Genomic DNA, 19,023 nt, shown 5'->3' with positions numbered 1-19,023 from the left:
AGTATAAAGGCAAGCCTGATGCATTGATAGGGTCGTCACTTTGGCGACCGATAAGGAGATCGCTGATGATGGCATTCGGGCACTGGCAAATAGGACTGCATATTCAAAAGAGTGGCGTGTATGGCGTTGCGCTGATCCGCGAAAAGACGCAGTGGGCGCTGCGCCGCTGGTGGCAGGTGCCGCTGGCCGACGATGTCGTCGTCGACGGGCAAATCCGGCAGTTCGATGTGCTTTCACAGACGCTGTTGCCCTGGAGCAAAACGCTGCCGCGCCGCCACCATATCCGGCTCGCTTTTCCGGCGGGACGTACCCTGCAAAAGACCTTTCCCCGTCCGGCGATGCGCCTTGGCGAACGCGAACGGCTGTCGTGGATGGCGGGAAGCCTCGCGCGGGAACTGGACATGGCGGGGGAAGATTTACGCTTCGACTACAGTGAAGACTCGCTGCAGGACGCTTATCGCGTGACGGCGGCGCAACATAAAGAGATTGCCGACGTGCTTGAGCTGGCGCGGTCGCTGCGTCTGCACGTTGCCGCCATCACGCCCGATGCCTGCGCCCTGCAACGGCTGATCCCGCTGCTCGCGCCCCCTGCCCGCTGGCTGATTTGGCGCGATCCCGGCCAGTGGCTGTGGGCCACGCGGGAGCGCTGGGGACGATATCCGGCGCAGGGCATTGATTCGCCGCAAGCGCTGGCGCTTAAGCTGGGCCTGGATCCAGCGCTGGGGCAGGTGTGCGAAGCGGCGGCGGGATTTGATGCCTGGTGCGCTGTGGCCCATCGCCAGCCGCCTTTACCGGTAAACGGCGACGCCTGGGCGATCGCCATTGGCCTGGCGCTGGGTGAGGCGCGCTGAGCATGTACATGGTCAATCTTCTGCCCTGGCGTTTACAGCGTCAGCGGCGACGCAATCGCTTCTGGTGCGCGGTCTATACCGCTACCGTGCTGATCCTGCTGCTGGTGACGCTGGCCGGACGACAGGGTATCCAGGCGGAGCAGCGGATTAACATTCTTATAGAAGACGCCGACGCCACGCTGTTAGCGGCGCTGAGCCAACGCCACGCAGAGCGGACACAGGCGCAGCAGCGCTGGCAGCAGCAGGCGAAACGCTTACAGCAGCGTGCAGCAACGCGGGAATGGCAACGCAGCCTGACGCAGCTGGCAGAACAGATGCCGGATAAGGCCTGGCTGACGCAGTTGCGCTATCAGCAGGGAAAACTTGCACTGGCAGGCGTCGCCGCCTCGCTTGCGGCCTTATCCCGGCTCGACGATGCGCTCAGCCAGATCCCCGGCTTTCATCCCGGTACTGCCGGGGCGACCACCCGCGATGCGCAGGGTCGCTGGCAGTTTCAGCATCAATTAATTGAGGACGCAGCCCATGCAGCGGTGCCTTGATTTCTGGTACGGCTTAACCGGGCGGGGCCGGGTGGCGCTGTGGCTGATGCTGACGTGTTGCCTTGCCGTCTGCCTGTGGTGGATAGCCATTCGCCCGCCGGAAAAAAGGCTGACGCAACTGAAGAGCGATCGCGCCGCCCGGCAACTGACGTTACGCCAGCATTATCTGAAAACGCACGCGCTGCGCCCGCCGGAGGGGCTGACGGAAAGCGAGTCTGCGCGGGCTTTCTCGCCCCTTGATTTTGCGCCCCCGCACGCCAGCCTGACGCGCTGGCAGCCCGCCCTGCATGGCGGTGAGCTGGAACTGGCGGCGCAGTGGGCGCAGGCGGTTGCGACTTTTGCACGTCTGGCGGAGTACGACATGGTCGTCCGGGGTTTTACGCTGGAGCCGGAAGGCGGGCAGTTACGCTTCACTCTGCAACTGGAGGCGGCTAATGATCCTTAAACGCTGGATGCTGGCGGCGACCGCTTTGATCTCGCTTACCGGGATGCGGGATCCCTTTTTGCCGCCGCCGGACCTTTGTCAGACGGCGCAGCTGACCCAATGGCGCTATCAGGGCTATGTCGCGATGCGGGGGCGCGCCATGGCCATCCTGCGCGATGGCAGCGGGAAATGGCTGCGGGTGAGCACGGGCGATCGCTTACCGACCGGATGGCGGGTGGGAAAGATCACAGATCTTGAAATACAAATTTTTACCGCGGCAGACTGCGAGCCGCAGCAGTGGCGCTGGACACGACAGGGAGATCAGCATGAAACAATGGACAGGAATAATCATGATGTGCGGCATCCTGACCGCAAGGGCGGAAGCGCCGAAGCCGGTCACGCTGATGGTGGACGACGTGCCGGTGGTGCAGGTGCTGCAAAGCCTGGCGCAGCAGGAGAAGCATAATCTGGTGGTCTCGCCCGATGTCAGCGGTACGCTCTCGCTGCATCTTATTAATGTGCCCTGGAAACAGGCGCTGGAAACGGTTATCGCCAGCGCGGGGCTGACCATGCAGCGGCAGGGCTCTATTCTGCATGTGCATTCACAGGCCTGGCAGCAGCAAAAACAGGCCAGTCTGGACGCCGGGCGGGAAAAGCAGCGGCTGAACCTGCCGCTACAGGACCAGAGCATCGTACTGCGCTATGCCGATGCGGGCGAGCTGGCCGCCGCGGGTGAGAAGCTGCTCAGCGCCAGAGGCACGGTGACGGTAGACAAACGTACCAATCGCCTTCTTCTGCGTGATAATGCCGACACGCTCCGTACCTTTACCCGCTGGGTTGAGCAAATGGATCTGCCGGTGGCGCAGGTAGAGCTTGAAGCGCACATCGTGACTATTAATGAAAAAAGCCTGCGCGAACTGGGCGTGAAATGGGATCTGGCTGAAGCGCCCGCCGATGCGGTGGCAAAAGTCGGGCATATGACGGCCTTAAGCGGCGATCTGTCGGTGGCCAACGCCACCACGCGGGTCGGTTTTAATATCGGGCGCATCGACGGGCGGATGCTGGGCATTGAGCTGTCGGCGCTGGAGCAGGAGCAGAAGCTCGATATCATCGCCAGCCCGCGTCTGCTGGCGTCCCATTTGCAACCCGCCAGCATCAAACAGGGCAGCGAGATCCCCTACCAGGTGTCCAGCGGCGACAGCGGCGCCACCTCGGTTGAATTTAAAGAAGCGGTGCTCGGCATGGAGGTGACTCCCACGGTGCTGCCGGACGGGCGGGTGCGTCTGAAGCTGCATATTAGCCAGAACATGCCCGGACAGGTCCTGCAGCAGGCGGATGGCGAAACCCTGGCTATCGATAAACAGGAAATCGAAACGCAGGTCGAAGTCAAAAGCGGCGACACGCTGGCGCTGGGCGGCATTTTTCAGCATAAAAAGAAAACCGCCAGCGATAAGGTCCCCTTACTTGCCAGCGTCCCCTGGCTGGGACAGCTGTTTCGTCATGACGGAAAAGATAATGAAAGGCGGGAACTGGTGGTGTTTATCACCCCCCGGCTGGTGCCGCTGCGTTAGCGACAGGTGGCCGCCATGCCGCGAAAACGTTGCCTGCGGGCGGCAACAATGGTGCGTATGATATGCAAGAAAGTTGATGGTTTTTGCACTGAACTGAACTCAGGTGTTTGACGTGGGAGATGAATTAGCTTACAAGGAGTACCGATTTGAGCGTCAGATAGTCCTGACACACCTCAATTGACCTCTGTGAAGGATTGGTGATTTATTCAGTTGCCAAACAAGCCGGAGTATTGAGATAATTTTCAGTCTGATTCTCGAACTCACCATATGAGGTTTCAGTTCATGTCCTGCGGCGTTGTGTGTCTGCGAAGCGGGTTTATCATTAACGAATAGTCTTAGTAGTACCGAAAAAATGGCAGAGAAACGCAATATCTTTCTGGTTGGGCCTATGGGTGCCGGCAAAAGCACTATTGGGCGTCAGTTAGCTCAACAACTCAATATGGAATTTTACGATTCTGATCAAGAGATTGAGAAACGAACCGGAGCTGATGTGGGCTGGGTCTTCGATGTAGAAGGTGAAGATGGTTTCCGCGATCGCGAAGAAAAAGTCATCAATGAGCTGACTGAAAAACAGGGTATTGTGCTGGCAACTGGCGGCGGCTCTGTGAAATCACGCGAAACCCGTAATCGTCTCTCCGCCCGTGGCGTAGTGGTTTATCTGGAAACCACTATCGAAAAGCAATTAGCTCGTACTCAACGTGACAAAAAACGCCCACTGTTACAAGTGGATACACCACCGCGTGAAGTACTGGAAGCGCTGGCGAACGAACGCAATCCGCTGTACGAAGAGATTGCCGACGTCACCATTCGCACCGACGACCAGAGCGCTAAAGTGGTCGCAAACCAGATTATTAATATGCTGGAAAGCAACTGATTTCTGGCTAAACGTAAGCCCTCGGGTTTTAGCAACTAAGGTGGATGTCGCGTCATGGAGAGGATAAACGTCACTCTCGGGGAACGTAGTTACCCTATCACCATCGCGGCTGGCTTGTTCAACGATCCAGCTTCCTTCTTGCCTCTGAAGTCCGGTGATCAGGTAATGCTGGTCACTAACGAGACACTGGCTCCGCTGTATCTCGATAAGATCCGCCGTGTTCTTGAACAGGCGGGCGTCAAGGTAGATAGCGTTGTTCTGCCTGACGGCGAGCAATATAAAAGCCTGGCAGTGCTCGACACGGTCTTCACCGCCTTGTTGCAAAAACCTCATGGCCGCGACACGACGCTGGTCGCCCTGGGCGGCGGTGTAGTGGGCGATCTCACCGGGTTTGCGGCAGCCAGCTATCAGCGCGGCGTCCGCTTCATTCAGGTGCCGACCACGCTGCTTTCGCAGGTCGATTCCTCCGTTGGCGGCAAAACGGCGGTAAACCATCCTCTTGGCAAAAACATGATTGGCGCGTTCTACCAGCCCGCTTCGGTGGTGGTGGATCTCGACTGCTTATCTACTTTGCCTGCGCGTGAACTCTCCTCTGGTCTGGCTGAAGTCATTAAATATGGCATCATTCTCGACCGCGAATTCTTTATCTGGCTGGAAGACAATCTGGATGCATTGCTGCGTCTGGACGGGCCGGCAATGGCGTACTGTATTCGCCGCTGCTGCGAGTTAAAAGCCGAAGTTGTGGCGGCTGACGAGCGCGAAACCGGCTTACGTGCTTTACTGAACCTGGGGCACACCTTTGGTCATGCTATCGAAGCTGAAATGGGCTACGGTAACTGGCTGCATGGTGAGGCGGTTGCTGCGGGTATGGTGATGGCAGCGCGCGTGGCTGAACGCCTCGGGCAGTTCGACCAGCAGGATACACAACGTATTATTACGCTGCTCAAGCGTGCCGGCCTTCCGGTCAACGGCCCGCAAGAGATGTCCCGCGAGGCTTATCTGCCTCATATGATGCGTGACAAGAAAGTGCTGGCGGGCGAGATGCGTTTAGTGCTCCCGCTTGCCATAGGTAAAAGTGAAGTTCGCGGCGGCGTTCCGCATGATGTTGTACTTGACGCCATTGCGGATTGCCAGCAAGCGTAACAATTAGAAAGGTCTGGCCGCGCCAGCCGTGGCGTTTTAACTTCGGGCGATATGCACGTGGTAAGCATAAGCCTATGAGTGGGGTGTTAAATGGATGAATACAAACCAGAAGACGAGCTGAAACCCGATCCCAGCGATCGTCGTACTGGTCGTTCCCGTCAATCTTCTGATCGTGACAGTGAACCGCAAATCAATTTTGATGACGTCGATCTGGAAGCAGACGACCGTCGGCCTTCGCGATCCCGTAAACCCCGTGAAGACGAGGAGTACGAGGAGTATCCGGAAGAAGACGCGTCTGTGGATGAGCCGCGCGAAGTGCGCCGTCCGCGCAATCGCAAAAAAGCCGCCGCCGCGAAACCCGCTTCTCGTCAGTACATGATGATTGGCCTGGGGATCCTGGTGCTGTTGCTGTTAATCGTTGGTATCGGCTCCGCGCTGAAATCGCCGGTGAGCAAAAACAACGGCGAGCAAACGGCATCCACCGAGAAAAATATCGATCTGGCTGGCAGCAGTACTACCAACAATGCCGCCGACCAGGCTAACGCCACGCAACCTGCCCCTGGCGCCACCTCTGCGGAGCAGACGGCTGGTAACCAGCAGGACGTTTCCCTGCCGCCGATTTCTTCGACCCCGACGCAGGCGCAAACTGCCGCTACGCCGGAAGGCCAGCAGCGTGTGGAAGTGCAGGGCGACCTGAACAACGCGCTGACCCAGCCGCAAAATCAGGATCAGCTCAATAACGTGGCGGTTAACTCCACGCTGCCGACGGAACCGGCGACCGTGGCTCCGCTGCGTAACGGCGCTGCCGCACCGCGTCAGACCACCGACACGGCGGAACGTCAGACGGCCCCGCGCACCACCGAGCGCAAGCAGGCGGTGATCGAACCGAAATCGCAAAGCAAACCACAGAGTAAACCGCAGGCTACGCAGACCGCGCCGAAAGCCGTGCCGGTTCAGCCGAAGCGTACGGAAACGGTGATTGCCGCACCGGCGAAAACGCCGGCAAACAACACGACACCGAAAGCGACCGCCAGCGTACCGGCTAAACCTGCCGCGCCTGCGGCGACGGCCACCACCACGGCCCCGGCAGCGACCACGCCAGCGAAATCCGCAGCGCCAGCCGCCACCGCGGGTGGTACCACGGGTAATGTGGGCGCGTTAAAATCCGCGCCGTCAGGACACTACACGTTGCAGTTGAGCAGTTCTTCCAACTCCAACAACCTGAACGCCTGGGCGAAAAAAGAGAATCTGAAAAACTACGTGGTTTATCAGACCTCCCGCAACGGTCAGCCGTGGTATGTGCTGGTGAGCGGTGTGTATGCCTCTAAAGAAGAAGCCAAACGCGCCGTGGCAACGCTGCCAGCCGATGTGCAGGCGAAAAACCCATGGGCGAAGCCAGTGCACCAGGTGCAGGCCGATCTCAAATAATGATTAAAGCGCAGGTTGCTGTCGGAGCTTTCTCCACAGCCGGAGAAGGTGTAATTAGTCAGTCAGCATGAAAAAGAATCGCGCTTTTCTGAAATGGGCAGGGGGCAAGTACCCCCTGCTCGACGATATCAAAAAGCACTTGCCGGAAGGCGAGTGCCTGATTGAGCCGTTTGTAGGTGCCGGGTCGGTATTTCTTAATACCGACTTTTCTCGTTATATCCTTGCCGACATTAACAGCGATCTGATTAACCTCTACGACATCGTGAAAACCCGTACCGATGAGTATGTGCAGAGCGCGCGTGAACTCTTTGTTCCGCAAACCAATCAGGCTGAGGTGTATTACCAGCTGCGCGCTGAGTTTAACCAGTGCCACGATACGCTTCGTCGCGCAGTCCTGTTCCTGTATCTGAATCGTCATGGCTACAATGGTCTGTGCCGCTACAATTTACGCGGCGAGTTCAATGTGCCTTTTGGTCGCTACAAGAAGCCCTACTTCCCGGAAGCAGAGCTGTACCATTTCGCCGAGAAAGCGCAGAACGCGTTTTTCTACTGTGAAACCTATGCCGACAGCATGGCGCGCGCCACCAAAGATTCGGTGGTGTACTGCGATCCGCCTTACGCGCCGCTGACCTCCACCGCGAACTTTACCGCTTATCACACAAACAGCTTCAGCCTGGAACAGCAGGCGCATCTGGCGCAGTTGGCGGAAAGTCTGAAGAAAGAGCAGATCACGGTGCTGATCTCCAATCACGATACGTCGTTAACCCGTGAATGGTACAGTCAGGCGGAGATGCATTTGTTAAAAGTGCGGCGCAGCATAAGCAGTAATGGCGGCACACGTAAAAAGGTGGACGAACTGCTGGCTCTGTATCGCCCATGAGCCGTTTCGCCCGCCGCTAAAACCTCTAAGGAGATGCGGATGAAACAGTATTTAATAGCCCCTTCGATTCTGTCGGCTGATTTTGCCCGCCTGGGTGAAGATACCGCGAAAGCGCTGGCTGCCGGTGGTGATGTGGTGCATTTTGACGTGATGGATAACCATTATGTGCCGAACCTGACCATGGGCCCGATGGTGCTGAAATCCCTGCGCAATTACGGCATCACCGCCCCGATTGACGTGCATCTGATGGTAAAACCGGTCGACAGACTGGTGCCGGATTTTGCCGCGGCGGGCGCCAGCATTATCACCTTTCATCCTGAAGCGTCCGAGCACGTGGACCGCACGCTGCAACTGATCAAAGAACACGGCTGTAAAGCCGGGCTGGTGTTGAATCCGGCCACCTCCCTGAGCTACCTCGATTATGTGATGGACAAGCTGGACGTGATCCTGCTGATGTCCGTTAACCCCGGATTTGGCGGTCAGTCGTTTATTCCGCACACACTGGATAAGCTGCGCGAAGTGCGTCGCCGCATCGACGCTTCCGGCCGGGATATTCGTCTGGAAGTGGACGGCGGCGTGAAGGCGAGCAATATCCGCGATATCGCCGCTGCCGGTGCTGACATGTTTGTGGCAGGCTCAGCCATTTTTGACAAGCCAGACTATAAGCAGGTGATTGATGAAATGCGCAGCGAACTCGCAAAGGTCGGTCATGAATAAGATGCAGGATATTCGTGGCGTGGCATTCGATCTCGACGGCACGCTGGTTGACAGCGCACCGGGCTTAACCCATGCGGTGGACATGGCGCTCTACGCGCTGGAACTGCCGCAGGCGGGGGAAGAGCGGGTGATCACCTGGATTGGCAACGGCGCTGACGTGCTGATGCAGCGGGCGCTGAACTGGGCCCGACAGGAGCGCGCGGCTTTACGCTCTTCAATGGGTAAACCTGCCGTTGACCAGGCCGATATTCCGGAAGAAGAGCAGGTGCGCATGCTGCGTAAACTGTTCGATCGTTATTATGCCGACGTGGTGGAAGAGGGCAGTTTCCTGTTCCCCGGCGTTGAACAGACGCTGGCCGCCCTACAGGCGCAGGGCCTGCCGCTGGCGCTGGTCACCAATAAACCGACGCCTTTTGTCGCGCCGCTGCTGGAGGCGCTTAATATTGCCCGTTTCTTCAGCGTGGTGATCGGCGGCGATGACGTGAAAAACAAAAAGCCGCACCCGGAGCCGCTGCTGCTGGTGGCGGAAAAGCTGGGCATCGAACCGCAGGCGTTGCTCTTTGTCGGCGATTCCCGCAATGATATTCTGGCGGCACGTGCCGCAGGCTGTTGCTCTGTTGGCCTGACTTACGGCTACAACTACGGTGAAGCCATTACGCTTAGCGAGCCGGATCACGTGTTCGACCGCTTTAACGATTTACTGCCCGTGCTCGGGCTCCCGCACAGCGAGGATCAGGAAGAAAATCATGACTAAGCCCATCGTATTTAGTGGCGCACAGCCTTCAGGTGAACTGACCATCGGTAACTATATGGGTGCGCTGCGTCAGTGGGTAGGTATGCAGGATGATTACCACTGCATTTACTGCATCGTTGACCTGCATGCCATCACCGCCCGCCAGGATCCTGAAAAGCTGCGTAAAGCTACGCTCGATACTCTGGCGCTCTATCTGGCGTGCGGCATCGATCCGGAAAAAAGCACCATCTTCGTACAGTCCCACGTGCCGGAGCACGCGCAGCTGGGCTGGGCGCTGAACTGCTACACCTATTTCGGCGAGCTGAGCCGCATGACCCAGTTCAAAGACAAATCAGCGCGCTATTCCGAAAACATCAACGCCGGTCTGTTTGATTACCCGGTGCTGATGGCCGCCGATATTCTGCTCTATCAGACCAACCAGGTGCCGGTGGGTGAAGATCAGAAGCAGCACCTTGAGCTGAGCCGCGATATTGCGCAGCGCTTCAACGCCATCTACGGCGACGTCTTTAAAGTGCCGGAACCTTTTATTCCGAAATCCGGCGCGCGCGTGATGTCCCTGCTTGAGCCGACGAAAAAAATGTCCAAGTCCGACGATAACCGCAACAACGTTATCGGCCTGCTGGAAGATCCGAAGTCGGTCGTGAAGAAAATCAAACGTGCGGTAACCGACTCCGACGAACCGGCGGTAGTGCGTTATGACGTGCAGAACAAAGCGGGCGTTTCTAACCTGCTGGACATTCTCTCTGCCGTGACCGGTAAAAGCATCCCGGAACTGGAGCAGCATTTCGAAGGCAAAATGTATGGCCACCTGAAGGGCGAAGTGGCGGACGCGGTATCCGCTATGCTGACTGAGCTACAGGAACGCTATCACCGCTACCGCAATGACGAAGCCTTCCTGCAAAAAATCATGCGCGAAGGGGCAGAGAAAGCCAGCGCCCATGCCGCCGTGACGCTGAAAAAAGTGTACGAAGCGATCGGTTTTGTCGCGAAGCCGTAACGCATTCGTTCAGAAAAAAACCGGGAAATTCCCGGTTTTTTTGTATCGGCGCAAGAGTGATTCAGAGCCTTACTGCGCTGCCGCCGGGCCGCAGCCGCCGACGATTTTAGAAATAGAAATGGCCGGATGCAGCAGGTAGTCATAGCTGCAGTTGTTGGCTTTGTTCTGCACGTGACCTGTGCAGGCGGAGAGGGTTGCAACAGCTGCAATCAGCGCAGTGATTTTAATAATCTTCTTCATTCGATCTTCCTTGTTATTCATAGTCATCAGCATGTTTTTCATAATTGACGTGGATAATTGCAGAGCGCAATATTTCCATGGTCAATTATAACTGCATGATTATATTGAATTTTAAGGGGATCTCTTAGTCCGGAGTCGGACTGGTAACGTGGACAGAAAAATGAATAAAGCCAGGCGACGCTGGCTTTATCTGAAGATATCAATGGTTTGAGAACCAGTTAAGCTTATCGCGCAGGGCGACCACGCGACCGACAATAATCAGCGCCGGGCTTGCTACCTGTGTCGCCAGTTCTCCCAGCTCGTTGAGAGAACCGCTAACCACTCGCTGTTTGACCGAGGTGCCGTTTTCCACCAGCGCCACCGGCATATCGCTTTCCATGCCGTGGGCGATCAGCTGCGCCTGGATAGTCGCGGCCTGATTCAGCCCCATGTAAAACACCAGCGTCTGTTTTTCGGCGGCAAGGTTGGCCCAGTCCAGTTCCCCGCCGGTTTTGAGATGGCCGGTGATCAGCCGCACGCTCTGGGCGTAGTCACGGTGGGTCAGCGGAATGCCGGAATAGGCTGAACATCCGGAAGCTGCCGTAATGCCCGGCACCACAGAGAAAGGAATGCCCGCATGACACAGGGTTTCCAGCTCCTCGCCGCCACGTCCGAAGATAAAGGGATCGCCGCCTTTCAGGCGCACCACGCGCTTACCGGACTGCGCGGCGCGCAGCAGGATCTGGTTAATCTCTTCCTGCGGCACGCAGTGGTAACCGGCGCGTTTACCGACGAAAATGCGGTCGGCGTCGCGGCGCACCAGATTCATAATGTCGTCGGAGACCAGACGGTCGTACACCACTACATCCGCCTGCTGGATCTGCTGCAGGCCTTTTAAGGTCAGCAATCCGGCATCCCCCGGACCTGCGCCCACCAGCACCACTTCGCCGCGTTTATCCAGCGGCTCGTTCAGCAGCTGTTCGGTGACGTCGCTGATGGCCTGAGTATCGTCGTTGGCGAGCGACTGGGCGAGGCGATCGTTGACAAAGAATTTTTCCCAGAAACGGCGGCGCTCGCCCACGTTATCAAAGTGGGTTTTCACGCGATCGCGCAGTTTACCCGCGTAGCCCGCAAGCTGCCCGAGATGCTGCGGCAGCACGGCTTCGAGTTTTTCACGCAGCAGACGGGCCAGCACGGGGGAGGTGCCGCCCGAGGAGACCGCCACCATCAGCGGCGAACGGTCAATAATGGACGGCATGATAAAACTGGCTTCTTTCGGCGCATCCACCACGTTGCAGAAAATACGCCGCGCTTCGGCGGCATCGCTGACGCGCTGATTGACGTCGTTATCGTCGGTGGCGGCAATCACCAGCCAGGTGGTGTCGAGCAGCGCTTCATTAAAATCGCCCTGCGCCAGCGTTAACATGCCTTCGTTTGCCCAGACGGTAAACTGCGGCGAAAAGGCCAGCGCATTAACGGTGAGCCGCGCACCGGCTTCCATCAACAGTCGGGCTTTACGTTCTGCGACATCGCCACCGCCGACCAGCAGGCAGTCACGACCGCGTAATTGACAAAAGATGGGAAGATGGTGCACGACATTACCTCATTATTTTTATTGGCCCAGGGTTTCCGTGAGCGTCGCTTTCGCCGGTACCGGGCGTTCAGCACGAGGAGTAGCATACCAATAACCCAGTCCCATAAATACGGCACCAGATAAAGTATTGCCCAGGGTTACCCACAAGAGGTTATGACCAATTCCGGAGAGGGTATAGGCTTCGCTGTGATGCCCAAACCAGGAGAGGGCGAACAGCGTCATGTTGGCAACGGAGTGCTCGTAACCGGAGGCGATAAACGCCAGCAGGCACCACCAGATAGCGAGGAATTTCGCCGCGCCTTCCGTGCGCACTGCCATCCAGATCGCCAGACAAACCAGCCAGTTACACAGCGCGCCTTTAAAGAACAGTACGCCTGCGGGCGCGGTGGTTTTCGCCAGCGCCGCGGTATGGACCAGACTGGTATCCAGCGGTAACAGGCTGCCGCCGCCCCAGTTATAGAGCAGCGCGACGAACACCGAGCCAATCAGGTTGCCGAGCCAGGTTTGCGGCAGAATAGTCCACATCTGACCGTGGCTGATGGTGCCTGCTTTGACGCCGAAGGTCAGAAACATGGTGTGACCGGTGAATAATTCAGAACCGGCAATAATCACCAGCGTTAACGCAATCCCGAAGGTCGCGCCCATCACCAGCGGACGAACGCTGGGATCGAGCAGATTACCGAGGGTAAAGATGAGGATAATACCCAGCCCCACGTAAGCGCCCGCCATGGCGGAGCTGATCCAGAAGCCGAGCGGATTTTGCGCCGAGAGCCGGGCAATTCGCGCCGCGTTCGCGGCACATTTATTGATAGTGTCGGTAAACATGTTGATTATCCTCTAACACGTCATCCTTTGGGATGCCGCACAAATGATGTTGTGTGAAAAATTAAAAAGAAAATAAAAATTTAAAAAAGGGGAGGCGTTGCGCCTCCCTAAATGCTTAACAGCGTACCTGCACTTCGCCATCCTTCACCCGCGCGTCAAAATGCGCGACCGAGTGGCTTTCATCCTCCATGCACAGCCCGTCCCGCAGACGGAAACGCTGTTTTTTCAGCGGGCTGGCGACCCACAGCTCGCCGTTGTGCTCGGCAATCAGGCCGCGCGACAGCACGCTCGCTTCAAAAAACGGGTCGATATTGCTGATGGCAAAAACTTCCTCGTCCTGACGCGGGCGAAAAATCGCCACCTGCTGATCGTTCACCAGCGCGCAAACGCCGGTCTGCGGAATGATGTCAGCGATATTGCAGATAGTGTTCCACTGGCTCATACGGTTTCCTCCACCATGGTCACCGGGATACGCTCATAAGGCGTGGCCGGGCGATGCTGTTGACGTTCCGGGACGATCTGCACATTCGGATCGCGCTGCGGGCTGTTAATGAAGTGTCTGAAGCGCACCTGCGCCTGCGGATCCTTCACGGTTTCGGTCCACTCGCAGACCACCGCCTCACGCAGACGGGTCATTTCTGCTTCCAGCTGCGCGTTCAGGCCCAGCTTGTCGTCAATGATCACGCTCTTCAGGTAATCAATGCCGCCTTCCATATTTTCCAGCCATGGCGCGGTACGGGTCAGCTTGTCGGCGGTGCGGATGTAGAACATCATGAAGCGGTCGAGGTATTTCACCAGCGTATCGCGATCAAGATCCGCCGCCAGCAGGTCGGCGTGGCGTGGTTTCATACCGCCGTTACCGCAGACGTACAGGTTCCAGCCTTTATCGGTGGCGATAATGCCCACGTCTTTACCCTGCGCTTCCGCACATTCACGGGTACAACCGGACACGCCAAACTTCATTTTGTGCGGGGTGCGGATGCCTTTGTAGCGGTTTTCCAGCTCGACGCCGAAGCCCACGCTGTCGCCCACGCCGTAACGGCACCAGGTGGAGCCGACGCAGGTTTTCGCCATACGCAGCGCTTTGGCATAGGCATGACCGGTTTCGAAGCCCGCCTCGATAAGCTGACGCCAGATTTCCGGCAGGTCATCTTTCTGCGCCCCGAACAGGCCGATACGCTGAGAGCCGGTGATTTTGGTGTACAGGTTAAATTCGCGGGCGATACGGCCGACTTCCATCAGCCCTTCCGGGGTGATTTCGCCGCCAGCAGAGCGCGGGATCACCGAGTAGGTGCCGTCTTTCTGGATATTCGCCAGGAAGTTGTCGTTGGTATCCTGCAAAGGCGTGTGCTGCGGTTTCAGTACGTACTCATTCCAGCAGGAGGCCAGCAGCGAGCCGACGGTCGGTTTACAGACTTCGCAGCCGTAGCCTTTACCGTATTTGTGCAGCAGTTCGTCGAAGGTTTTGATGCCTTCCACGCGGATCAAGTGGTACAGCTCCTGACGGGAAAACGCAAAGTGTTCGCACAGGTTATGGTTAACTTCAATACCCTGTTTCGCCAGCTCAGCGTTCAGCACCTGGGTGACCAGCGGGATACAACCGCCGCAGCCGGTACCGGCTTTGGTTTCCGCTTTCAGCGCCGCCACCGTGTGGCAGCCTTTATTGATGGCGGAGATCAGCATGCCTTTGGTGACGTCGAAGCAGGAGCAGATTTGCGCGCTGTCCGGCAGTTTATCCACGCCGATTGACGGTTTGCCGCTGCCTGCGTGGGCGGGCAGGATCAGCGCGTCCGGGTTTTCCGGCAGTTCAATGGCGTTCAGCACCAGTTGTTGCAGGTTGCCGAAGTCGCTGGTGTCGCCCACCAGCACCGCGCCGAGCAGGGTTTTATTGTCCGGGCTGACGATCAGGCGTTTATAGACTTCTTTGCTTTCGTCGAGGTACACGTAGCTGCGCGCGCCCGGCGTACGGCCATGCGCATCGCCGATACCGCCTACGTCCACGCCGAGCAGTTTCAGCTTGGCGCTGAGGTCGGCGCCTTCAAAGGCGTTGGTGTTGCCGAGGATATGGTCAACGGCAACCTGCGCCATTTTGTAGCCCGGCGCGACCAGACCGTATACGCGGTTATTCCAACTGGCGCATTCGCCGATGGCGTAGATATCCGGGTCGGAAGTCTGGCAGGTGTCGTTAATCACGATACCGCCGCGTGCCGCGACTGCCAGGCCGCACTGGGTAGCCAGTTTGTCGCGCGGGCGAATACCGGTGGAGAAGACGATAAAGTCGATTTCCAGATCGCTGCCGTCGGCGAAGCGCATGGTTTTGCGGCCTTCAACGCCTTCCTGCACGATCTCCTGGGTGTTTTTGCTGGTGTGCACGCGCACGCCCATGCTTTCAATTTTACGGCGCAGCTGTTCGCCGCCCATCTGATCAAGCTGTTCCGCCATCAGCATTGGCGCGAACTCGATAACATGCGTTTCAACGCCGAGGTTTTTCAGCGCGCCTGCGGCTTCCAGACCGAGCAGACCGCCACCGACTACCGCGCCGCGACGGCTGCGGCGGGCGCAGGCTTCGATGGCGTTCAGATCTTCGATGGTGCGGTAGACAAAACAGTCCTGCGTGTCAGAACCTTTGATGGGCGGGATCCACGGGTAGGAACCGGTCGCCATGATCAGTTTATCGTAATAGACCGTGCGGCCTGCGCTGGAGTGGATCACCTTTTCCTGGCGGTTAATGGTGATAGCGCGCTCGCCGACCAGCACGTTAACGCCGTGCTTCTCGTAAAATCCTTCCCGCACCAGCGACAGCTCTTCAGCGGTATGGTGAGAGAAGTAGGAAGACAGGTGAACGCGATCGTAGGCTTTACGGGGTTCTTCACAAAAAATGGTAATGTCGAACTGGCTGGCGTCCGCTTTATCGAGAAGATCCTCAACAAAGCGGTGGCCGACCATGCCGTTACCGATTATAGCGAGTTTGACTTTGCTCATTTTTGCCTCGATTTCTTTTCTATTACTGCCTACCTTAACGATTCAGCAATGGCGTTTATTGATGCAAATCAATTACACCTTTAACTACTCCTTAATGAGTAGATGACTGATTTCAGGGGATTTTTCTAAGTTGAGGAAATGTCAGGCTTTTCAGAGTTGAGGAAAATCTGAGCAAAAAACAGGGTTTTTAAGAAAACGACCTACTCCTTAAGATCAGGAGGTCATTGACAGGGATGGAGTAGTGTTTTTATGCGGGGGAGTACAGCAAAAAATGCCCCTTCCCGGCAGGAAAGGGGCGCAGAGATTAGTGTGCAGTTGCCGTTGCGCCATGCTGGCGATGACGGGTAACGAAGCCCAGCGCAAAGCACATCACGAAGACTACCGCGTACAGCCCGTTGGCAGTGAACAGCGCCGCCTGCGGGCCGCTACTGGCAACAATCGGGCCGGTGACGATAAAGGTCAGCATGGTGCCGATGGTGCCGCAGGTGAGAATAAAGTTAACCAGCTTCGGCGACGCCACTTTCGTCTGTTGCGAGCCGAGCGTGATGATAGTGGTGTAGATCGCGCTGGAGAAGAAGCCCAGTGCCATGATAAACCACGCCATATGGTCGGCCGCGCTGGTGATGAACAGGTACATCAGTACCGCCGCCAGGCCTGCCAGAATGGTCAGAATGCGCTGCAGATCGAAGAAGCGCAGGATGAAGCTGAACGCCCACATGCCGACCATGTACGACATCCAGAAATCACTGACCAGTTTGCCCTGAGCGCTGACGTCCATGCCCATGCCTTTCACGTATTCCGGAACCCAGGCGATAAAGCCCAGCTGACCCAGGATGTAGCACATGGCCGCGATGGACAGGAACAGCACGCCGATGCCCCATTTTTCTTTCACTACCGGCTTGTCGCCCGGTGCTGCATGTTTGCCCAGCGCCGGGAATTCACAACCAATGGTCAGAATAAAGATAGCGACGTACACCAGACCGATACAGGCGTAAACCCAGTACCATTCGATGCTGCGCGCCAGCAGGTAAGCGGCGACCATCGGGAATATCATCCCGGCCATGCTGAAGAAGGAGTCGGTGAACAGCAGGCGCGAACCACGCTGGCGGCCTTCATACATCTGCGTGACCAGGAAAGTACCAATCGACATGGTGATGCCGCTGACCAGACCGAGCACGAACATGGCGGCGGAGAACAGCGCCAGGCTGTGGGTCAGCATCAGTCCGGCAACGGCCAGGATCATCAGCACAAAACCGAAGCGCAGCTGGGTTTTCAGCGGCACGATTTCCATCAGCCAGGCGTTAAGGAAGATAGAGATTAATATCCCGGCGTTCAGGAAGGTGAAGGTGTTACTCATACTGGATACCGGCAGATTAAAATATTCTGCGATATTTCCCATCACCATCCCGGTGACGATCACCAACGCGCCGGTAAGGGCGTAGGAGAAGAAGCTGATCCATGTGAGCTTAATACGGTTGCTGTTAGTCATGTCTGGCCTGTGCATATAAGTGTAAAGCGCGTTGACAGCGCTGTGAACGGGCAGATTTTATGCAATAAAGTGATACATTTAAATCTTTAATAATGAATATGAAACTTATTGCAGTATTTATTATGAGATCGCTCACACTTTAGGCCGCTATTTATCATAAATTTGTGAGGTTACAACTGTTTCAATTTCGTAAAATTAGGTAAAAGGCTGGCCTGTGAGCTATCGCCTCTTTAGAATCTATCCACTCGCTCTTTTACCGCTCTATGTTTAGGAATTCTCATGGTTAAAATGACTCTGGCGGCTGTCGCAGCTGTATTTGCTCTTTCTGCAATTTCCCCCGCTGCGCTGGCAGCAAAAGGTGATCCCCATGTTCTGTTGACCACGTCTGCCGGTAACATCGAACTGGAGCTGAACAGCCAGAAAGCCCCGGTGTCCGTGCAAAACTTCCTCGACTATGTGAACAGTGGTTTTTATAACAACACCACCTTCCACCGCGTGATCCCGGGCTTTATGGTGCAGGGCGGCGGTTTCAACGAGCAGATGCAGCAGAAACAGCCCAATCCGCCGATCAAAAACGAAGCGGATAACGGCCTGCGTAATACCCGCGGCACTATCTCAATGGCGCGCACCGCGGATAAAGACAGCGCGACCAGCCAGTTTTTCTTAAACGTAGCGGATAACGCCTTCCTCGATCACGGTCAGCGCGATTTCGGCTATGCGGTATTCGGTAAAGTTGTGAAAGGTATGGATGTGGCGGACAAGATTTCTCAGGTGCAGACGCACGATGTCGGCCCTTACCAGAATGTGCCAACCAAACCTGTTGTGATCCTTTCCGCGAAAGTCCTGCCGTAACATTTTGCACGGGTTTTGCGGCCCGTGCTCCTCTTCGCTTCCCTGCGCAACGCCGGATTGCCGCTTATACTTGTGGCTCATGGGCGACAACAACAGGGAGGCGTCATGGCTAAAAAACTCACCGACCGGCAAAAATCCCGTCTCTGGGAACAGCAGCGTAACGTCAATTTCCAGGCCAGCAGACGGCTTGAAGGCGTCGAGTGTGAAGAGATCAAACTAAGCGCCGACGAAGCAAACGCGCGCATTGAAGCGTTAAGGGGGAACCATGAGCGATAAGTTTGGCGACGGGCGCGATCCCTATCTTTACCCCGGCCTCAATGTGATGCGTAATAAGCTCGGAATCCGTCAGGCACAGCGTCTGGGAGACGCTGCATATGAATTTACCGCGCTGCGCGCCGCCACCCTGCCGTTAGGCACCGATACCCCCGGCCTGCCGCACCTGTGCGCCATTCACCGCCATCTGTATCAGGATATTTTTGACTGGGCGGGCGACATTCGCGAAGTGGACATCTATCAGGGCGACACGCGTTTCTGCCATTTCGATTACATCGAAAAAGAGGGTAATGCCCTGATGCAGGAGCTGGAGGTGGAAAACTGGTTGCAGGGTCTTGAGAAAGACACTTTCACCGAACGCCTGGCGCACTATTATTGCGAAATCAACGTGCTGCACCCGTTCCGCATCGGCAACGGTATTGCCCAGCGTATTTTCTTCGAGCAGCTGGCGATCCACGCGGGTTACATGCTGGACTGGCGCGGCATCAAGCCGGATGCCTGGAGCCAGGCGAATCAGAGCGGCGCGATGGGCGATCTCTCTGCGCTGACCAAAATCTTCAGCAAGGTGGTCAGTGAAGCGAAAGAGGCAGAGTAAGCCAACGCCCGGCGGA

21 protein-coding genes are annotated in these 19,023 nt (G+C 56.8%); 15 read left to right on the top strand and 6 right to left on the bottom strand.

Features of this window, described 5'->3' with window-relative positions; all coding sequences use genetic code 11:
• Window positions 1-68 precede the first annotated feature (68 nt).
• The 12 genes from QRD42_RS03475 to trpS all read left to right on the top strand — a co-directional run bounded on the left by QRD42_RS03475 (window position 69) and on the right by trpS (window position 10,178).
• Complete coding sequence (locus QRD42_RS03475) at window positions 69-851, top strand: DNA utilization protein HofM (RefSeq protein WP_321988730.1); 783 nt, start codon at window positions 69-71, stop codon at window positions 849-851.
• 2 nt (window positions 852-853) lie between these two features.
• Window positions 854-1,390: a PilN domain-containing protein gene (locus tag QRD42_RS03470; protein WP_321988186.1), complete on the top strand. Its 537-nt coding sequence runs from the start codon at window positions 854-856 to the stop codon at window positions 1,388-1,390.
• Window positions 1,374-1,835: a hypothetical protein gene (locus QRD42_RS03465; protein WP_321988185.1), complete on the top strand. Its 462-nt coding sequence runs from the start codon at window positions 1,374-1,376 to the stop codon at window positions 1,833-1,835. Before QRD42_RS03470 ends, QRD42_RS03465 begins: the two co-directional genes overlap by 17 nt.
• A complete protein-coding gene (locus QRD42_RS03460) occupies window positions 1,825-2,280 on the top strand; it encodes a HofP DNA utilization family protein (RefSeq protein WP_321988184.1) in 456 nt (151 codons plus the stop codon). The genes QRD42_RS03465 and QRD42_RS03460 overlap by 11 nt, the downstream gene beginning before the upstream one ends.
• Window positions 2,165-3,385: a DNA uptake porin HofQ gene (gene hofQ, locus QRD42_RS03455; protein ID WP_321988183.1), complete on the top strand. Its 1,221-nt coding sequence runs from the start codon at window positions 2,165-2,167 to the stop codon at window positions 3,383-3,385. Before QRD42_RS03460 ends, hofQ begins: the two co-directional genes overlap by 116 nt.
• 352 nt (window positions 3,386-3,737) lie before the next feature.
• The gene (gene aroK / locus QRD42_RS03450) at window positions 3,738-4,259 is read left to right on the top strand and encodes a shikimate kinase AroK (RefSeq protein ID WP_072571245.1); all 522 of its coding nucleotides are present in this window, start codon (window positions 3,738-3,740) and stop codon (window positions 4,257-4,259) included.
• A 54-nt stretch (window positions 4,260-4,313) separates the two neighbouring features.
• Window positions 4,314-5,402 carry a 3-dehydroquinate synthase gene (gene aroB / locus QRD42_RS03445; RefSeq protein ID WP_072571246.1) on the top strand — a complete coding sequence of 363 codons (1,089 nt, stop codon included), beginning with the start codon at window positions 4,314-4,316 and terminating at the stop codon, window positions 5,400-5,402.
• Window positions 5,403-5,492: 90 nt separating this feature from the next.
• On the top strand, window positions 5,493-6,830 hold the full coding sequence (gene damX / locus QRD42_RS03440; RefSeq protein WP_321988182.1) for a cell division protein DamX: 1,338 nt from the start codon (window positions 5,493-5,495) through the stop codon (window positions 6,828-6,830).
• Window positions 6,831-6,897: 67 nt separating this feature from the next.
• Window positions 6,898-7,710, top strand: a complete 813-nt coding sequence (gene dam / locus QRD42_RS03435; RefSeq protein ID WP_321988181.1) for an adenine-specific DNA-methyltransferase — start codon at window positions 6,898-6,900, stop codon at window positions 7,708-7,710.
• A gap of 39 nt (window positions 7,711-7,749) precedes the next feature.
• Entirely contained in the window at window positions 7,750-8,427 is a 678-nt protein-coding gene (gene rpe / locus QRD42_RS03430; RefSeq protein WP_318362681.1) for a ribulose-phosphate 3-epimerase, read from the top strand.
• The gene (gph, locus tag QRD42_RS03425) at window positions 8,420-9,181 is read left to right on the top strand and encodes a phosphoglycolate phosphatase (protein ID WP_072571250.1); all 762 of its coding nucleotides are present in this window, start codon (window positions 8,420-8,422) and stop codon (window positions 9,179-9,181) included. The genes rpe and gph overlap by 8 nt, the downstream gene beginning before the upstream one ends.
• Complete coding sequence (trpS, locus tag QRD42_RS03420) at window positions 9,174-10,178, top strand: tryptophan--tRNA ligase (RefSeq protein WP_072571251.1); 1,005 nt, start codon at window positions 9,174-9,176, stop codon at window positions 10,176-10,178. The genes gph and trpS overlap by 8 nt, the downstream gene beginning before the upstream one ends.
• Before the next feature lie 69 nt (window positions 10,179-10,247).
• On the opposite strand, the gene QRD42_RS03415 is transcribed toward trpS, so the two are convergent.
• The 6 genes from QRD42_RS03415 to tsgA all read right to left on the bottom strand — a co-directional run bounded on the left by QRD42_RS03415 (window position 10,248) and on the right by tsgA (window position 17,287).
• Window positions 10,248-10,418 (bottom strand): YhfL family protein, encoded by a 171-nt coding sequence (locus QRD42_RS03415; RefSeq protein ID WP_321988180.1) that lies wholly within the window; start codon window positions 10,416-10,418, stop codon window positions 10,248-10,250.
• A gap of 199 nt (window positions 10,419-10,617) precedes the next feature.
• Window positions 10,618-11,991, bottom strand: coding sequence for a siroheme synthase CysG (gene cysG, locus QRD42_RS03410; RefSeq protein ID WP_072571252.1), 1,374 nt, complete (start codon window positions 11,989-11,991; stop codon window positions 10,618-10,620).
• 18 nt (window positions 11,992-12,009) lie between these two features.
• Entirely contained in the window at window positions 12,010-12,816 is an 807-nt protein-coding gene (gene nirC / locus QRD42_RS03405) for a nitrite transporter NirC (protein WP_072571253.1), read from the bottom strand.
• A 115-nt stretch (window positions 12,817-12,931) separates the two neighbouring features.
• Entirely contained in the window at window positions 12,932-13,258 is a 327-nt protein-coding gene (gene nirD / locus QRD42_RS03400) for a nitrite reductase small subunit NirD (RefSeq protein ID WP_072571254.1), read from the bottom strand.
• Window positions 13,255-15,798, bottom strand: coding sequence for a nitrite reductase large subunit NirB (gene nirB / locus QRD42_RS03395; RefSeq protein WP_318362685.1), 2,544 nt, complete (start codon window positions 15,796-15,798; stop codon window positions 13,255-13,257). The genes nirD and nirB overlap by 4 nt, the downstream gene beginning before the upstream one ends.
• A 304-nt stretch (window positions 15,799-16,102) precedes the next feature.
• Entirely contained in the window at window positions 16,103-17,287 is a 1,185-nt protein-coding gene (tsgA, locus tag QRD42_RS03390; protein ID WP_318376868.1) for an MFS transporter TsgA, read from the bottom strand.
• A 279-nt stretch (window positions 17,288-17,566) separates the two neighbouring features.
• On the opposite strand from tsgA, the gene ppiA reads away from it, so the two are divergent.
• The 3 genes from ppiA to QRD42_RS03375 all read left to right on the top strand — a co-directional run bounded on the left by ppiA (window position 17,567) and on the right by QRD42_RS03375 (window position 19,007).
• Window positions 17,567-18,139, top strand: a complete 573-nt coding sequence (gene ppiA, locus QRD42_RS03385; RefSeq protein WP_072571257.1) for a peptidylprolyl isomerase A — start codon at window positions 17,567-17,569, stop codon at window positions 18,137-18,139.
• 105 nt (window positions 18,140-18,244) lie between these two features.
• A complete protein-coding gene (locus QRD42_RS03380; protein ID WP_088220945.1) occupies window positions 18,245-18,415 on the top strand; it encodes a YhfG family protein in 171 nt (56 codons plus the stop codon).
• Window positions 18,405-19,007: a putative adenosine monophosphate-protein transferase Fic gene (locus QRD42_RS03375; RefSeq protein WP_321988179.1), complete on the top strand. Its 603-nt coding sequence runs from the start codon at window positions 18,405-18,407 to the stop codon at window positions 19,005-19,007. Before QRD42_RS03380 ends, QRD42_RS03375 begins: the two co-directional genes overlap by 11 nt.
• Window positions 19,008-19,023 lie beyond the last annotated feature (16 nt).

Source organism: Enterobacter sp. PGRG2, from assembly GCF_030291195.1.
In the GTDB taxonomy this organism is placed as follows: Bacteria; Pseudomonadota; Gammaproteobacteria; order Enterobacterales; family Enterobacteriaceae; genus Enterobacter_D.
The sequence above is the reverse complement of the archived record's forward strand: the minus strand, read 5'-3'. Positions and strand labels throughout refer to the sequence as shown.

Bases quoted from the DNA above. Each gene is read 5' to 3' on its own strand.
- QRD42_RS03460 (WP_321988184.1), top strand. From the start codon at position 1,825: ATGATCCTTAAACGCTGGATGCTGGCGGCGACCGCTTTGATCTCGCTT.
- nirD (WP_072571254.1), bottom strand. From the start codon at position 13,258: ATGAGCCAGTGGAACACTATCTGCAATATCGCTGACATCATTCCGCAG.
- gph (WP_072571250.1), top strand. From the start codon at position 8,420: ATGAATAAGATGCAGGATATTCGTGGCGTGGCATTCGATCTCGACGGC.
- QRD42_RS03415 (WP_321988180.1), bottom strand. From the start codon at position 10,418: ATGAAGAAGATTATTAAAATCACTGCGCTGATTGCAGCTGTTGCAACC.
- hofQ (WP_321988183.1), top strand. From the start codon at position 2,165: ATGATGTGCGGCATCCTGACCGCAAGGGCGGAAGCGCCGAAGCCGGTC.
- QRD42_RS03475 (WP_321988730.1), top strand. From the start codon at position 69: ATGGCATTCGGGCACTGGCAAATAGGACTGCATATTCAAAAGAGTGGC.
- QRD42_RS03375 (WP_321988179.1), top strand. From the start codon at position 18,405: ATGAGCGATAAGTTTGGCGACGGGCGCGATCCCTATCTTTACCCCGGC.
- QRD42_RS03465 (WP_321988185.1), top strand. From the start codon at position 1,374: ATGCAGCGGTGCCTTGATTTCTGGTACGGCTTAACCGGGCGGGGCCGG.
- QRD42_RS03380 (WP_088220945.1), top strand. From the start codon at position 18,245: ATGGCTAAAAAACTCACCGACCGGCAAAAATCCCGTCTCTGGGAACAG.
- aroB (WP_072571246.1), top strand. From the start codon at position 4,314: ATGGAGAGGATAAACGTCACTCTCGGGGAACGTAGTTACCCTATCACC.
- nirB (WP_318362685.1), bottom strand. From the start codon at position 15,798: ATGAGCAAAGTCAAACTCGCTATAATCGGTAACGGCATGGTCGGCCAC.
- dam (WP_321988181.1), top strand. From the start codon at position 6,898: ATGAAAAAGAATCGCGCTTTTCTGAAATGGGCAGGGGGCAAGTACCCC.
- trpS (WP_072571251.1), top strand. From the start codon at position 9,174: ATGACTAAGCCCATCGTATTTAGTGGCGCACAGCCTTCAGGTGAACTG.
- tsgA (WP_318376868.1), bottom strand. From the start codon at position 17,287: ATGACTAACAGCAACCGTATTAAGCTCACATGGATCAGCTTCTTCTCC.
- QRD42_RS03470 (WP_321988186.1), top strand. From the start codon at position 854: ATGTACATGGTCAATCTTCTGCCCTGGCGTTTACAGCGTCAGCGGCGA.
- ppiA (WP_072571257.1), top strand. From the start codon at position 17,567: ATGGTTAAAATGACTCTGGCGGCTGTCGCAGCTGTATTTGCTCTTTCT.
- nirC (WP_072571253.1), bottom strand. From the start codon at position 12,816: ATGTTTACCGACACTATCAATAAATGTGCCGCGAACGCGGCGCGAATT.
- aroK (WP_072571245.1), top strand. From the start codon at position 3,738: ATGGCAGAGAAACGCAATATCTTTCTGGTTGGGCCTATGGGTGCCGGC.
- rpe (WP_318362681.1), top strand. From the start codon at position 7,750: ATGAAACAGTATTTAATAGCCCCTTCGATTCTGTCGGCTGATTTTGCC.
- damX (WP_321988182.1), top strand. From the start codon at position 5,493: ATGGATGAATACAAACCAGAAGACGAGCTGAAACCCGATCCCAGCGAT.